Source organism: Nocardia aurantia, assembly GCF_009604425.1.
GTDB classification, from domain to species: Bacteria; Actinomycetota; Actinomycetes; order Mycobacteriales; family Mycobacteriaceae; genus Nocardia; species Nocardia aurantia.
Genome location: NZ_WEGI01000009.1, coordinates 46,829 through 61,839, shown reverse-complemented (window position 1 = coordinate 61,839; position 15,011 = coordinate 46,829). Strand labels below are relative to the sequence as shown.

16 protein-coding genes are annotated in these 15,011 nt (G+C 67.9%); 11 read left to right on the top strand and 5 right to left on the bottom strand.

All coding sequences use genetic code 11. The features are described 5' to 3' along the window. Positions 1-22: 22 nt before the first annotated feature. Complete coding sequence (gene glpX / locus NRB56_RS20445; RefSeq protein ID WP_153344626.1) at positions 23-1,066, top strand: class II fructose-bisphosphatase; 1,044 nt, start codon at positions 23-25, stop codon at positions 1,064-1,066. Between the two features lie 15 nt (positions 1,067-1,081). On the opposite strand, the gene NRB56_RS20440 is transcribed toward glpX, so the two are convergent. Next, on the bottom strand, positions 1,082-1,354 hold the full coding sequence (locus NRB56_RS20440) for a hypothetical protein (protein ID WP_153344624.1): 273 nt from the start codon (positions 1,352-1,354) through the stop codon (positions 1,082-1,084). 71 nt (positions 1,355-1,425) lie between these two features. Here NRB56_RS20440 and NRB56_RS39780 point away from each other — a divergent pair, with 71 nt between their 5' ends. The 3 genes from NRB56_RS39780 to NRB56_RS20425 all read left to right on the top strand — a co-directional run bounded on the left by NRB56_RS39780 (position 1,426) and on the right by NRB56_RS20425 (position 4,327). Beyond that, on the top strand, positions 1,426-1,770 hold the full coding sequence (locus tag NRB56_RS39780; RefSeq protein ID WP_264767053.1) for a DUF488 domain-containing protein: 345 nt from the start codon (positions 1,426-1,428) through the stop codon (positions 1,768-1,770). Between the two features lie 185 nt (positions 1,771-1,955). Further along, positions 1,956-3,266 carry a PhoH family protein gene (locus NRB56_RS20430; RefSeq protein WP_319943265.1) on the top strand — a complete coding sequence of 437 codons (1,311 nt, stop codon included), beginning with the start codon at positions 1,956-1,958 and terminating at the stop codon, positions 3,264-3,266. A 203-nt stretch (positions 3,267-3,469) separates the two neighbouring features. Continuing rightward, the gene (locus NRB56_RS20425) at positions 3,470-4,327 is read left to right on the top strand and encodes an acyl-ACP desaturase (RefSeq protein WP_319943264.1); all 858 of its coding nucleotides are present in this window, start codon (positions 3,470-3,472) and stop codon (positions 4,325-4,327) included. Here the strand turns inward: NRB56_RS20425 and NRB56_RS20420 are convergent. Then, positions 4,324-5,049: a TetR/AcrR family transcriptional regulator gene (locus NRB56_RS20420; protein WP_406603509.1), complete on the bottom strand. Its 726-nt coding sequence runs from the start codon at positions 5,047-5,049 to the stop codon at positions 4,324-4,326. The two genes, NRB56_RS20425 and NRB56_RS20420, sit on opposite strands and share 4 nt — an antisense overlap. A gap of 102 nt (positions 5,050-5,151) precedes the next feature. On the opposite strand from NRB56_RS20420, the gene NRB56_RS20415 reads away from it, so the two are divergent. From NRB56_RS20415 to NRB56_RS20395, 5 genes are all read left to right on the top strand, one after another. Next, positions 5,152-6,333 carry an FAD-dependent monooxygenase gene (locus NRB56_RS20415; protein WP_153344620.1) on the top strand — a complete coding sequence of 394 codons (1,182 nt, stop codon included), beginning with the start codon at positions 5,152-5,154 and terminating at the stop codon, positions 6,331-6,333. A gap of 213 nt (positions 6,334-6,546) precedes the next feature. Beyond that, on the top strand, positions 6,547-6,945 hold the full coding sequence (locus tag NRB56_RS20410) for a hypothetical protein (protein WP_153344618.1): 399 nt from the start codon (positions 6,547-6,549) through the stop codon (positions 6,943-6,945). Positions 6,946-6,951: 6 nt separating this feature from the next. Further along, positions 6,952-7,386, top strand: coding sequence for an Rv0361 family membrane protein (locus NRB56_RS20405; protein ID WP_153344616.1), 435 nt, complete (start codon positions 6,952-6,954; stop codon positions 7,384-7,386). Positions 7,387-7,451: 65 nt separating this feature from the next. Then, positions 7,452-8,648, top strand: coding sequence for a hypothetical protein (locus NRB56_RS20400; RefSeq protein WP_153344614.1), 1,197 nt, complete (start codon positions 7,452-7,454; stop codon positions 8,646-8,648). Continuing rightward, positions 8,649-9,530, top strand: coding sequence for an immunity 49 family protein (locus NRB56_RS20395; RefSeq protein ID WP_153344612.1), 882 nt, complete (start codon positions 8,649-8,651; stop codon positions 9,528-9,530). Between the two features lie 27 nt (positions 9,531-9,557). On the opposite strand, the gene NRB56_RS20390 is transcribed toward NRB56_RS20395, so the two are convergent. Next, positions 9,558-10,964: a class II fumarate hydratase gene (locus NRB56_RS20390; protein WP_153344609.1), complete on the bottom strand. Its 1,407-nt coding sequence runs from the start codon at positions 10,962-10,964 to the stop codon at positions 9,558-9,560. A gap of 161 nt (positions 10,965-11,125) precedes the next feature. On the opposite strand from NRB56_RS20390, the gene NRB56_RS20385 reads away from it, so the two are divergent. Beyond that, entirely contained in the window at positions 11,126-12,091 is a 966-nt protein-coding gene (locus NRB56_RS20385) for an LLM class F420-dependent oxidoreductase (protein WP_153344607.1), read from the top strand. A 125-nt stretch (positions 12,092-12,216) separates the two neighbouring features. Here NRB56_RS20385 and glyA read toward each other — a convergent pair whose 3' ends face one another. Further along, positions 12,217-13,512 carry a serine hydroxymethyltransferase gene (gene glyA / locus NRB56_RS20380; RefSeq protein ID WP_319943263.1) on the bottom strand — a complete coding sequence of 432 codons (1,296 nt, stop codon included), beginning with the start codon at positions 13,510-13,512 and terminating at the stop codon, positions 12,217-12,219. 157 nt (positions 13,513-13,669) lie between these two features. On the opposite strand from glyA, the gene NRB56_RS39775 reads away from it, so the two are divergent. After that, positions 13,670-13,798 (top strand): hypothetical protein, encoded by a 129-nt coding sequence (locus NRB56_RS39775; protein WP_264767052.1) that lies wholly within the window; start codon positions 13,670-13,672, stop codon positions 13,796-13,798. A 1-nt stretch (position 13,799) separates the two neighbouring features. Here NRB56_RS39775 and NRB56_RS20375 read toward each other — a convergent pair whose 3' ends face one another. Beyond that, positions 13,800-14,999, bottom strand: a complete 1,200-nt coding sequence (locus NRB56_RS20375; protein ID WP_153344605.1) for a DUF885 domain-containing protein — start codon at positions 14,997-14,999, stop codon at positions 13,800-13,802. Positions 15,000-15,011: the final 12 nt, after the last annotated feature.

The window sequence follows — 15,011 nt, the reverse complement described above, 5'->3', positions numbered from 1 at the left end:
AGGACAACCTAGGAGGCACGCCATGACGGCATCCACCCCCGCATCCAGCCGCCGCGAGGCCCCGGACCGCAACCTCGCCCTCGAGCTGGTCCGGGTGACCGAAGCCGGCGCCATGGCCGCGGGCCGGTGGGTCGGCCGGGGCGACAAGGAGGGTGGCGACGGCGCCGCCGTGGACGCGATGCGCCAGCTCGTGGCCACCGTCTCCATGAAGGGCATCGTCGTCATCGGTGAGGGCGAGAAGGACGAGGCGCCCATGCTGTACAACGGCGAGGCGGTCGGCGACGGCACCGGGCCCGACGTCGATTTCGCGGTCGATCCGATCGATGGCACCACGCTGATGGCGAAGGGTTCCCCGGGGGCGATCTCCGTGCTGGCGGTGGCCGAGCGCGGCGCCATGTTCGATCCTTCGGCCGTGTTCTACATGGAGAAGATCGCCGTCGGCCCGGAGGCCGCGGACGTGATCGATATCGCGGTGCCGATCGCCGAGAACCTGCGCCGGGTGGCGAAGGCCAAGAGCACCCGGATCTCCGATCTCACCGTCTGCATCCTGGACCGGCCGCGACACGCCCGGCAGATTCAGGAGGTGCGCGACGCCGGCGCCCGCATCCGCCTGATCGGCGACGGCGACGTGGCCGGCGCGATCGCCGCCGCCCGCCCGGATTCCGGCACCGACGTGCTGATCGGCATCGGCGGCACCCCGGAGGGCATCATCGCCGCCGCCGCCATGCGCTGTATGGGCGGTGCGCTACAGGGCAAGCTGGCCCCGAAGGACGACGAGGAACGGCAGCGGGCCATCGACGCCGGCTACGACCTGGACCGCATCCTCGACACCGAGGACCTGGTCTCCGGTGAGAACGTGTTCTTCTGCGCGACCGGCGTCACCGACGGCGATTTGCTGCGCGGCGTGCGGTACTACTCCGGCGGCGCCTCGACCCAGTCCATCGTGATGCGCTCGAAGTCCGGCACGGTCCGGATGGTCGAGGCCTACCATCGCCTGACCAAGCTGCGCGAGTACGCCTCGGTCGACTTCACCGGAGACGAGCACGCGGCCCCGCCGATGCCCTGACAGGCCGCCCGGTGGCTAGGTGCGCTCGGCCAGGTACTCGATGTACAAGGGCCGCAGCGCATCGGCCACCGTGCCCTCGCCGGCGTGCACGTAGTCGTCGAGCATCGGCAGGATGTACTTGATGTCGGACTCGCTCTCGGCGAGGTTGCCGGCCGCCGCCTCGGCCGCCGGTATCTGCTCCAGCAAACGCCACAGGAATTTCACGTCGCCGTGCGTGACGGCATGTTTCACCGCCCGATCGTGCAGTTCCTTGGACGACAGCTGATCAAGTTCCCGAGCATCCGCCATGAGGGGCACTCTATCCGCTGTGGCCGATTCGAGGCTCGCGTCACCCGTCGGTTCGTGCTGCCATGGGAGATATGGCACAGCAGCCGCACGGCCACGAGACAGCGCAGCACGGGTTCCGGGTGACCCGGATCTACGAGGCCCCGGATCCGGCCGACGGCACCCGGATCCTGGTGGACCGGCTGTGGCCGCGCGGAGTCAGCAAACAGCAGGCGCACGTGGACGAATGGGCCAAGGACGTCACCCCCTCCACCGAACTGCGCCGCTGGCTGCACGCCGATCCGGAGCACCGGCGCACAGCCACATCCCGGTTCTGCTGGAGCGACTCGCGCACTGAGGGTCACCGCGAGCTGGACATTTACGGGATGTTCACCGTGCCGAACGAGATCACTCTCACCTTGGCGGCGAAATCGCAGTAACGTCGTTTGTGCGGGCCGCGGCGGTGTGGCTCGTACGGGAGGTCCTGATCGTGACTGAGCAACTCAGCGCGAGGGGGCCGGCACCCGGCCCCTGGGGCGATTGATCTCATCGATCGACCCGCAGGCCGACCGGTCCAGCGAGAGTAGTCCGTGCAAGTGAAGCACGGGCAACGAAGGAGCCCACCGTGACTGATGCACGCTCCGTCAAAACCTTCGTGATCGACACTTCCGTATTGCTGTCGGATCCCTGGGCTGTTACTCGCTTCGGCGAGAACCAGGTGGTCCTGCCGCTGGTAGTGATCAGCGAATTGGAGGCAAAACGCCATCACCACGAACTCGGCTGGTTCGCTCGCGAAGCCCTGCGCATGCTGGACGATCTACGGCTGGAACACGGCCGGCTGGATCAGGACGTGCCGGTCGGCACGGAGCGCGGCACGCTGCGAGTGGAGCTGAACCACACCGATCCCGAGGTGTTGCCGGTGGGATTCCGCACCGATACCAACGATTCCAGGATTCTGGCCTGTGCGCTGAATCTGAAGGCCGAGGGTAATCGAGTGGTCCTGGTGTCCAAGGACATTCCGCTGCGGGTGAAGGCGGGCGCGGTCGGGCTGGATGCCGACGAGTACCACGCGCAGGACGTGATCGTGTCCGGTTGGACCGGCATGGCCGAGGTCGACGTGAGCTCCGAATGCGTGGACCGGCTCTACGCGGAGTCCGTGATCGATCTGGACGAGGCCCGGGATCTGCCCTGCCACACGGGAATTCGACTGCTGTCCGCGAACGGCAGTGCGCTGGCCCGGATCACCCCGGACAAGCGGGTGCAACTGGTCCGCGGTGATCGGGAGGCGTTCGGGCTGCACGGCCGGTCCGCCGAACAGCGCATCGCGCTGGACCTGTTGCTCGACGAGAGCGTGGGCATCATCTCGCTCGGTGGCAAGGCCGGCACCGGTAAATCGGCGCTCGCGCTGACCGCCGGTCTGGAAGCGGTGCTGGAGCGCCGCACCCAGCGCAAGGTTGTCGTCTTCCGTCCGCTGTACGCGGTCGGCGGCCAGGAGCTGGGCTATCTGCCGGGCAGCGAGAGCGAGAAGATGGGCCCCTGGGCGCAGGCGGTCTTCGACACCCTCGATGGGCTGGCCAGCCCGGAGGTGATGGAGGAGGTGCTCTCCCGCGGGATGCTGGAGGTGCTGCCGCTGACCCACATTCGCGGCCGGTCGCTGCACGATTCCTTCGTGATCGTCGACGAGGCGCAGTCGCTGGAGCGGAACGTGCTGCTCACGGTGCTGAGCCGGCTGGGCAGCGGCTCGCGGGTGGTGCTCACCCACGACGTCGCCCAGCGGGACAACCTGCGGGTGGGCCGGCACGACGGCGTCGCCGCGGTGATCGAGAAACTGAAGGGGCACCCGCTGTTCGCCCACATCACCCTCACCCGCAGCGAGCGGTCGCCGATCGCGGCGCTCGTCACCGAGATGCTGGAGGAGTACGGCCCGCACGCCTGATTCCCCTGCGGGATGGCGGCTGTCGCCGATGAAGTGGCGGCGCCGGTGCCTCACGGCCCGGCGCCGCCTACTCCGCCCGCACCGCTTCCGGCGACGGAGTGGGATCGTGCTGGTGGTGCGTATTTCTGTGGGATCGCTGTGTCCTTGCAGTGGACAATCGCCCAGGACGCCCGAAACGGGCGCCGGATGGGTAAATTTGCCGCGTGCAAAGTTTTTTGACCGACCGTGAGCTGCTGGAATCGCTGGCACCGGAGGTGGAAGCGAATCTGCAGCGGCACATCGCGGCCGCCGACGAGTGGCAGCCCCACGATTTCGTGCCGTGGGACGACGGGCGCAATTTCGAATTCCTCGGTGGCGCCGACTGGGACTCCGCGCAGTCGCAGCTCGGGGAGACCGCGAAACTGGCCCTGACGGTGAGCGTCCTGATCGCCGACAACCTGCCCTCCTATCACCGCGAACTCGGCAAATATCTGCGGAAGGGTCCGTGGTGGCGCTGGGTCGGCCGCTGGACCGCCGAGGAGAACCGGCACGAGATCGTGCTGCGCGACTATCTGATGGTGACCCGTGCCGTCGATCCGGTGGAGCTGGAACGCGCGCGGATGACCCACATGACCACCGGCTTCCGCCGCGCGCCGCTGCATCTGCTCGATGTGCTGGCCGAGGCCGCTTTCGAGGAGGCCGCGGCCGCGGTGCGGCATCGCAACATCGCCGCGCTCGGCGAGAACCCGCTGGTGACCGCGATCGCCGAGCGCCTGGCCGCCGACGACGAACTGCAGGGCGTGTTCTTCGCGAATCTGGTCGCCGCCGCCTTCGATCTGGCGCCGGACCAGACCATGCGCGCCGTCGCCGACCGGATCGCCGCTTACCGGGTGCCCGAACTCACCCTGCCCGACGGCCGCAACAGCACCGACGTGCTGGCCGAGGCCGGCATCTTCGATCCGGCCCGGATGTCCGAACTGGTCTTCGCGCCACTGCTGGAACGCTGGAACATTCTGTCCCGCGGTGATTTCGGCGAGGAGGGCGAGAAGGCCCGCGCCGAGATCGCGATCCTGGCGGGTTAATCGCCGGCCCGGGCCGCCATCAGGACGGCGAGACCGTCGAGGATGCGATCGATGCCGAAGTGCAGGGCATTGTCGCGGACGCCCGGTTCGGCGAAGGCGGCCAGCGTGTGCGGATAGCGATCCGCACGCGCGGCCAGCGTCTCCGCCAACTGCCGGGCCATCGCGCTCTCCGGTCCGGGTCCGTCGGCCGCCTGCTGCGCGAGCGCCCGCGCGTGCCCCGACAGCAACGCGATGGCATCCAGGCGCTCCGCGCCGGCGAGTCCGGTGTCGGCCAGCGGGGTCAGCCCCGCCTCGAACCAGCCGATCTCGTTGGGCCCCAACGGGCGTGTGCCGACCACCAGCTCCTGCATCCACGGATGCGCCCGCATGCCGTCGTAGACCGCGACGGTCCAGTCGCGCAACTGCCGCCGCCACTGCGGCTCCATCGAAATATCTTCGGCCACAATAGTTTCCGCATCCTCGAAGGTGGGCGCCGCGCCCATGCCGAAGTCCAGCATCAGCGCGGTCAATTCGGCCTTGCCGGGTAGGTAGCGGTAGAGCGCCATCTTCGCGCAACCCAGCCGCTCGGCCAGCCGCTGCATGGACAGACTGGCCAGCCCTTCCGCGTCGGCGAGCGCGATGGCCTCGCCGACGATGCGTTCCAGGGTCAGCGACGGCTTCGGACCCCGGCGGGGGCGCTCCCGGGTGCCCCACAACAGGTCCAGGGCGGTGGGTGACGGCATGTCCTCCATCCTTCCGAATCATGCTTGACGAAGAAACTGCGTCCATCGTACTCTAATTGCATCGAACAGCGTCCATTGGACGCAGTAATGGAAGGATCCGCCATGCGCGACACCACCGTCCTGATCTCCGGCGCCAGCATCGCCGGACCAACGCTGGCCCTCTGGCTGGCGCGATACGGCTACACGGTCACCGTGGTCGAGAAGGCGCCGGAGCTGCGCCGCGGCGGCCAGGCCGTCGACTTCACCGGCGAGACGCACCGGATCGTGCTGGAGCGCACGGGCATCCTCGACGACATCCACCGGCGGCAGACCGGCAAGACCGACACGATCCTGTTCGATGAGGCGGGCCGCCGAAAGGCCGTGATCTCAGGCGATTTCACCGGCGGCGATATCGAGATCCTGCGCGGCGACCTGTCCGGCATCCTGTACCGGCGCACCGCCGACAGTTGCGAATACCTCTTCGGTGACACCGTCACCACCCTCACCGAAACCGCCGACGGCGTGCACGTCGAATTCGAGCACGCCGAAGCCCGCCGCTTCGACCTGGTGATCGGCTGCGACGGAATCCACTCCCGGGTGCGCCGGGTGGCCTTCGGCCCGGAGGCCGACTACGTCGCCCACAAGGGCTACTACTATGCGATCGCGGGGGCCACCCCTTGGGAGACCCCGGCCGACGGCCCCCGCGAGCGCGCGGTGGCGCACGGCTGGAACACCCCCGGCCGCCTGGCCACCTCGGGCGGTTCGAAGGCCACCCAGCTGTACATGTTCGCTTCTCCCGCAATCGATTACGCCCGGGACGACGTCGACGCCCAGCGCCGCCTGATCACCGACCGATTCGCCGGCATGGGCGGCGAGGTCCCCCGCATGCTCGCCGAGTTGCCCGGCCTGGACGGCTTCTACCTCGACTCGCTGAGCAAGGTGACGCTGCGCGACTACACCCGCGGCCGGGTCGCCCTGGTCGGCGACGCGGCCTACGGCACCACCCTCGGCGGCTTCGGCACCGGCCTCGCCGTGGTCGGCGCCTACGTCCTGGCCGGTGAATTGGCGGCCGCCGCAGGCGATCACACGATCGCCTTCCCCCGCTACCAGGAGATCATGAAGCGTTACACCAAACTCGCCGACGGCTCCCACCCCGGCCCCTTCCTCGCCCCCAAAACCGCACTGGGCCTGCGCTTCCGGAACTGGTTCCTCGGCTCCCGCGGCATGGACCTCATGCTGAAGTACACCGACCACGCCAAGAACGACATCGAACTGCGGGACTACCCGGCCCTGGTCGGCGCCTGAGCAGGATCGGATCGAAGCGAGCGCCGAGCCGGCCCGACGGTCCTCGAACTTCGACAAGATGTGCTGCGGCCGTTGGTCATTCGACACAGGCTCGCGTCCGGGGCAGGGATGTTCTACAGTGACGAACTGGGGGTGGGGAAAATCTCCGCGGGGAGGATCACGGTGAAATCGTTTGCTGGACAGTCGCGCTCGCGTACGGCCGGAGCGCTGGCGATGCTGGCCGCGGCCGGCCTGCTCGCCGGATGCGGCGGCGGTGGTGACGTGATCGGCGCGAACCCTGACCAGAGCCAGATGGAATCGAATCTGCGGTCGGTGATGAACGCGAAGACCCCGCGCGACGCGTCCGGGCAGTACTGCGCGCAGTTCGCGGAGCTCATCAACAGCATCCCGGCCGACCTGAGCACCGGTTTCTCCGCATCCAAGCCGCGGGGGTCGCTGACCAAACTGCAGAAGGTCCAGATCACCGGCGACAAGGCGACCGCCGAGGCGGTCGGCAAATCCGACACGGGCGGCGACGCCAGCGGCCCGGTCACCTTCCGCAAAGAGAACGGCACCTGGAAATACTGCCCCGACCTGGGGATGCCGATGCCGACCCGGGCGCCGGCGAAGTGAGCGGGCATGAGAATCCCGGACCGGTTACGTTCCCGCCGCGCTCTGGTGCTGATCGCGGCGGCGCTGGTGGTGGTCGTCGTCGCTTGCATCGGTCTCGTGCTGTTGCTGGGCCACAGCATGTCGCCCGCTGAGCGGGAGGCGCGGGACGAGGCGGAGATCGAGCATGTGCTGCGTACGGTGCTGGACTCCGACAGCGCCGCCGCAGTGGTCCATCTGCGCAGCGCGGAGATGCGCGAACGATTTCACCAGGCCCAGGCGCGCGGTCTCATTCCCGAGAAGACGGATCGCAGCGATCAGGGCGAAATTCTGTACGTGAGCAATTACCTGATCGATGGTGATCTGGCCAATGCGGATGTGACCCGGCTCTATCCGGATCTGACGCAGATCACGACGACCTTCGTCCTCGTCAGAGAGGACGGGAAATGGTTGCTGGAGTTCTAGGTTCGGCCCACCGACCGACCACGATCCGGCTGCTGGTACTGCTGCTCACGCTCGCCGTCACAGCGGTGCTGGGGGCCGGTACCGCCGGCCAAGCACAGGCGCCCGCACCGCCGCCGATCGATCCCGCCTGCGCCACTCTGCCGCAGCGAGCGCTCGACCACAACGACTCCACCGAGGCACACAACGGTCAGGAAGCGGGGCTCGATCACACCGACGCCGGTGCGGTCACGGCATTCAACAACGTCAGTAAACAACTCAATGACGAGAAGGCGGCGCTGGAACAGGAGCGGGCGAGCTGCGTCACCGCGATTCAGCAGGCGCAAGCGGCCACTCGGGTGGCCGCTCCCGGCAAGCCGGTGCCCGGCTCGAAGGGGCCGCGCGGGCCGCCGAGCCGAACCGAGAAACTCAATGCTCCGGTCGCCGAGAAGGTCGCAGACGAGACCTACCGCTACCGGTACTACGACAACGCTGGTCCTGATGGAAAACTGCGCCGGCGCGACGCCAATCAGATCGATGACAACGGCATCCCGGTTCCGATCGTTCGCCAGGACTCCGCGGATCCCACCCGCTACCTGCCCAGTCCCGACACCGCCGTTCCGCCGATATTCGTGCCGGGTAGTCGCGACCGGCAGAACGCGTCTCTCCCCCAATGGATAGGCGTGGCCGAACAGATGTCGGCCCGCTCGATCGCCGGGCTGCTGGTGAAATCCTTGGTGGATCAAAAGAATCAGGAACTCGAGACCGCCGGTGTCGTCGCACCACAGACCGCCACGGCACTCGCACAGGCCTACGACGCCCAGACGAGAGCGGGCGAGCAGATCGGTGTGTATGCCGGGCAACAGTATCTGGACACCGCCTATCCGCTCGATCGGTACGCCCGGGGTCCATCGCTCACCGACCCCGCCAACACCAAATCCGGTACCTTCGACCGGGTCCAAGAAATAACCGACAAGGCAACGGGTGCCAAGAAGATCCTTATCATCGAGGAGAAGAGTCCCGAATCCGCACTCGGCACCAGGGCGGGGGCCGACAACGCAGACTGTAAGCAGGGCTCCCGATGCTACTACGACAGTATCGTGAATGCGCTGTCCAAGAGCAGTTCCGCAATCGAACGACATCTGGCGGACATCCTCGATACGACACTCATTTCGGACATCGAGTACGTTCTGGTACGCGCCAACGTGGCCGAGGAGAAGCGGGACGGGCTCGTCGAGCAGCGATACGACGGGTACACCAGCGAAAAGTTCGATCTGACAAAGTAGATGACCATGACTGTGGCCCGTCACTTGATAGACGCCGAATCCTTCGAAGGACGTGCAGCGGAGTACGAAGCAAGCGTCGCGCGACTACTGCCCTTGTTGGAGATCGCACCGGACAAGTTCGTGTTCGCCTGCGCACGAGCCGAATCTCTTTTCGGCGTGGAGTCGCTCGATGATCCAACCGGCCGGACACGCTCGATACAGAGAGCCGCCCTTCTCACCGAGCAACTCGCGGTCGGGCTGTTCCAGGTCACCGGTGCGCACATCGCCGGGCGAACCGACTCGGTCCGGTTACGCATGCTCGATGCGACCATCGCTGTTCCCGCAGGGCCGAACCATGCGGCGCATCAAGGGAGTTGGCGGACCGCGTTCTGGTGGTCCCGTATCACCCGCTCCGACGCCGCATCCGAGCAACTTGCCCGATATCCGGTGGATCGCCTCCGCAATACCGGCGACGGCAGTTGGAGCAGTGAATTCACCTATCAGTGGGTATCAATTCTCCAGGATGCCTGGTTGGACGACCTCCGCGAACAAACAGGGCGGGTGAACAGTCTCGCTACGAACGAAGACATCAGTGGACCCGAGGGCCAATACAGAACCGACCACCTGCTACGGCCTCCGATGGACGTCTTCGACGCGCTCGCGGCCGGCGACGGTAAGCGATTCGAGCACGCGCTCACCGATGCCTTGATCAAGTACCGCACGTTCTACGACACGGCTCGATCACGCACCGATCCCAGCGGGTTCGTCTCCGTCCCCCTCCTCGCCCTGGCCTGCTGGGCCCACGACCTCGGCCTCCCCGTCACCGTCGAATCCGACTACATCCCCCGGCATTTCATCGAAAACCCGGACTGGGTAGCCGAACTCACCGCCACCTCCGCCTAGATCCCGGAGGTGGCGATCGAGCGAAACCTATTGCCCGTCGGAAACTTTCGCCATCGACAGCACATCCAGGCGCCGGTCCAGTTCCGCTTCCGACAGTTTGTCCCCGATCAGCCCGCGATCGATCACCGTCTGCCGGATCGTCTTGTGCTCCTTCAGCGCTTCCTTCGCGACCGCCGCGGCCTCCTCGTAACCGATGGCCGAGTTCAGCGGGGTGACGATGGAGGGGGAGGATTCGGCTAGGTGGCGGAGGTGGTCGACATCCGCGGTGAGGCCGGTGATGCAGCGGTCGGCGAAGAGACGGGAAACGTTGGCCAGCAGGCGGATCGACTCCAGGACGTTGCGAGCCATCATCGGGATGTAGACGTTGAGCTCGAAGGCGCCGTTGCCGCCGCCCCACGCGATGGCCGCGTCGTTGCCGATCACCTGGGCCGCTACCTGTGTGACCGCTTCGGGGAGAACGGGATTCACCTTGCCGGGCATGATCGAGGAGCCGGGCTGGAGGTCGGGCAGGTGGAGTTCGGCGAGGCCGGTGAGGGGGCCGGAGCCCATCCAGCGGATGTCGTTGGCGATTTTCGTGAGGCTGATCGCCACGGTGCGGAGGGCGCCGGACAGTTCCACCAGGCCGTCGCGGGCCGCCTGGGCCTCGAAATGGTTTCGGGCCTCGGACAATTGGTCGAGGCCGGTGACGCGGCGCAGTTCGGCGGCGACCCGGTCGCCGAAGCCGTCGGGGGCGTTGAGGCCGGTGCCGACGGCGGTGCCGCCGATCGCCAGTTCGCCCAAGCGGGGCAGGGTCGCCGTCAGGCGTTCGATGCCGGCCTCGATCTGGCGGGTGTAGCCGCCGAACTCCTGACCGAGGGTCACGGGGACCGCGTCCATCAGGTGGGTGCGGCCGGATTTCACGACCGTGCGCCACTCGGTTGCCTTGTCCAGCAATCGAAGTCGCAGATGGTCGAGGGACGGGATGAGTTCCTTCACGACCGCTTCAGTCGCGGCGAGGTGGGTCGCGGTCGGGAAGGTGTCGTTGGAGGACTGCGACATGTTGACGTCGTCGTTGGGGTGGACGGTGACGCCGGCGCGGGCGGCCAGGGACGCGATCACCTCGTTGGCGTTCATGTTCGAGCTGGTGCCGGAACCGGTCTGGAACACGTCGATCGGGAACTGGTCGTCGTGCCGGCCCGCCGCGATCTCGCCCGCCGCGGCGGCGATCGCGTCGGCCTTCGTGGCGTCCAGCAGGCCGATATCCCGATTCACCGTGGCGCACGCCGCTTTCAACAGGCCCAGTGCCCGGATCTGCGCGCGTTCCAGGCCCCGCCCGCTGATCGGGAAATTCTCCACCGCGCGCTGGGTCTGCGCCCGCCACAGCGCGGCCGCCGGGACCCGCACCTCGCCCATCGTGTCCCGTTCGATTCGGTACTGCGTCTGGTCGTCGCTCATGAATCCGACACTATGCGGGGCATCGGCGAACCGGGGCTGCCACGCGTGAGTGGATTCGCACAGGAAACCCGGGAATATCGACTTATACGCGCGTGGCGGGGCGATTGCCAGGGCCGGTTTGTCACTGCCGGGCCCGACGGCCCGGCGGTAGTTTGACCCGTATGAGCATTCGTCTCGGATATCAGATGCCCTATTTCAGCCACGCCGCCTCCCCGCGCGAGCTGTTCCCGCAGGTCATCGCCCAGGCTCAGGCCGCCGAGGCGGCCGGTTTCGACGCTGCCTTCGTGATGGACCACTTCTACCAGCTGCCCTCGATCGGCACACCGGACGAGCCGATGCTGGAGTCCTACACCGCGCTCGGCGCGCTGGCCACCGCCACCTCGCGCATCCAACTGTCGACGCTGGTCACCGGCAACACGTACCGCAATCCGGCCATGCTGGCCAAGACCGTCACCACGCTGGACATGGTCAGCGGCGGCCGCGCGGTGCTGGGTATCGGCGCGGGCTGGTTCGAGCTGGAGCACAACGCGTTCGGTTACGAGTTCGGCACCTTCACCGATCGGTTCCAGCGGCTCGACGAGGCGCTGCAGATCATCGCGCCGATGCTGCACGGTGAACGGCCCACGGTGAACGGCAAGTGGTACCACACCGTGGAGGCGATGAACGAGCCGCGGATCCGCGACGACCTGCCGATCATGCTCGGCGGCAGCGGTGAGAAGAAGACCTTCGCGCTGGCCGCCCGGTACGCCGACCATCTCAACATCATCTGCAGCACCGAGGAGTTGCCGCGGAAGATCGAGGCGCTGCATCAGCGCTGCGACGAGATCGGCCGCGATCCCGGGACCTTGGAGACCAGCTTCCTGGCCTTCACGATCATCGATGCCGACGGCCAACGGGCCCGCGAACTGCATCGGCAACTGATGGACCGGCAGACCGAGCTGGTCGGCGCGCCGGTCCCGGCGGATCGGGTGTTCGTCGGCGATCCGGACGATGTCGCCGAACAGATCCAGCGCCGCATCCTCGACCGCGGCGTCGACGGTGTCATCTGCAACATGATCGCCAACGGGCACGAGGAGGGCATCCTCGAATTGGCCGGGAAGGCGCTCGGACCGCTGGTCCACAGCTGAGCAGATCGCCGGCGCGCGACTGAGCCCGCCCCCGGGGTCCAGAGCGGCCCGGCGGTGGCCGCCGAACGAACAGGCCCCTCGCGCCGGCAGAGCGCGAGGGGCCTCGATTCGTCGCGGAGCGCCGCTCAGCCGAGCAGCCGCCACTCCTCCAGGCCCTCGTACAGCGGGAAGTCGCGGGCCAGCTTCGACACCCGGGCGCGCAGCGACTCGGCATCGGCCGCGCCGGTCAACGCGGTGGCGATGATGTCGGCCACCTCGGTGAATTCGGTGTCGCCGAAGCCGCGGGTGGCCAGCGCGGCGGTGCCGATCCGCAGGCCGGAGGTGACCATCGGCGGGCGCGGGTCGAACGGCACCGCGTTGCGGTTCACGGTGATGCCGATCTCGTGCAGCAGATCCTCGCCCTGCTGACCGTCCAGCGCGGAGTTGCGCAGATCCACCAGCACCAGATGCACGTCGGTACCACCGGTGAGCACGGTGATGCCCTTGTCCTGGACATCGGCGGCGGTCAGTCGCTCGGCCAGCAGCTTCGCGCCGGTGAGGGTGCGCTCCTGGCGCTGCTTGAACTCGTCGGTCCCGGCGATCTTGAACGCCGCGGCCTTGGCCGCGATCACGTGCATCAGCGGACCGCCCTGCTGACCCGGGAAGACCGCGCTGTTCAGCTTCTTCGCGAACTCCTGCTTGGCCAGGATCAGGCCGGAGCGCGGACCGCCGAGGGTCTTGTGCACGGTAGAGGACACCACGTCCGCGTGCGGCACCGGCGACGGGTGCAGACCGGCGGCGACCAGGCCCGCGAAATGCGCCATGTCGACCCAGAGATAGGCGCCGACCTCGTCGGCGATCTCCCGGAACGCCGCGAAATCCAGATGCCGCGGATACGCCGACCAGCCGGCCACGATCACCGCGGGCCGGGCCTCCTTCGCCTGCCTGCGCACCTCGTCCATATCGATGCGGTGGTCTTCCTTGCTGACCCCGTACGCGTGCACCTCGTACAACTTGCCGGAGAAGTTCAGCCGCATGCCGTGGGTGAGGTGACCGCCGTGCGCGAGATCCAGGCCCAGCAGCCGGTCGCCCGGATTCATCAGCGCCATCAGCACGGCCGCGTTGGCCTGCGCGCCGGAATGCGGCTGCACATTGGCGAATTCGGCCCCGAACAGCTCCTTGACCCGGTTACGGGCCAGATCCTCGACGACGTCGACGTGCTCACACCCGCCGTAGTAACGGCGACCCGGATACCCTTCGGCGTACTTGTTGGTCAACACGCTGCCCTGCGCCTGCAACACCGCGCGCGGCACGAAGTTCTCCGAGGCGATCATCTCGAGCGTGTCGCGTTCGCGGGCGAGTTCGCCGGCCATCGCGGTCGCGAGCTCGGGGTCCAGGTCGGCGAGCGACTGGGTATTGACAGAAGCGGTCGTCTGGGTCACGGGGACAGTCTAGGTGTCCGGCCCGAGCCCTCCGGGACGGGATCCCCCAGCTTCCGGGGCTGCCGAGCGGCCCGGAATGCCGTAACGTACGCCGCGCGCGCATGTCGCATCCGGCAGCGGCCGGGTGGGCTTCACATCATGAGTCACAGAGGTACCAATGCTCGTCTTCGCGTCGCCCATCGCAACCACCGGGACCCTCCTCGATACGATCCTGGCCCTGCTGGCCTCGGCCTGCAGCATCTCCGCCAGCGGCAACGCGGCGTGCAGCACCTGGACCACGTTCTGAGCTAGGGCATCCGGCGGATCGCGCCGGGTGTCAGCGGCTCGTCCAGCAGCCGGCCGAAGCGGCCGGCCCGCTCGTCGGCGTCGGCGGCCCGGTCCAGCCAGTCGCCGAGCAGCCGGTACCCCTCCACGTAGGTGCTGATGTAGGCCCGCCACAGCGGTGACGACAGGAATCGCAGCGACTGCCGGGCCCGTTCCGGTGTGGTCAGGCTCCAGCGCTGCAGGAATTCGGCCACCTCGTCGGCGTCGCGGCCACGGTCGTGGAGCAGCAGAGCCGCGTCCTGCCGCACGCTGAGCAGTTTCGCGGCGGCGACGGAGACGCGCTCGGCCCGCTCGCCGTCGAAGCGCAGCCCGAGATCGGCATAGATCTCCTCCGCCCACCGGCCCCAGCCGGGGCCGACGATCGACTTCAACGCCAGGTCCGCGAGGCCCTCGGCCATCAGGCACTGCGGTGTGTTCACCAGGAACAGCGTCTGCTCGGCCTGCCCGGCCGCGACCAGGCCCGCCTCCTTGCGGCAGTGCTCGGTGTGATGGCCCGGATAGGCCTCGTGCGCGATCAGCGCGGGCAGGTGAGCCATGTGCTGTTTCAGGTCGGAGTTGATCGCGACCTTGGAGCGATAGTCACCCAGGTAGTAGTTGAAGCCGGACCACGGCTTGTCGCCGACCACCTCGTACTCGACCTTCTCGTGGTCGGGCAGCGGGTAGCGGGCCCGCACCTGCTCCCGGAGCGCGCCGGAGAACGCGTCCACACAGGCGCGCAACCGCTCCGGCGGGATCTCGTCGGCCCTGCGGTGCGCGGTCATCCGGTCGAGCAGCGGCCCGTCGCCGGCCAGGACCTCGTCGAGCAGCCGGTGCGCGTCCCGGTAGTCGTCGACCTCGCCCGGCGCGATGTCGACATCGAAGTACTCCCGGACCTCGTCGACGAACGGGATCGCGTCCCCGGCGAACTTGCGGGCCGAGCATTCCAGCGCGCGCAGGTGGACGTCGAGGAATTCGGCGCGCGCGGCCGGCAGCCCGGCCGCGGGCACCTCCCGGCGCAACTCGGCGGCGCGGCGGGCCAGCGCGCGCGGCTCCGGGGCGGGACCGTCGGCGACCTCCCGGCGCAGGGCCGGGTCGCCGGTGTAGGCATCGACGAAACCGGGTTCGAGACGGTCGAATGCCAGCCCCAGCCGGAGGTATTCCGGCACCAGCGAGTGCGCGTCCATGTCCGGAGACGA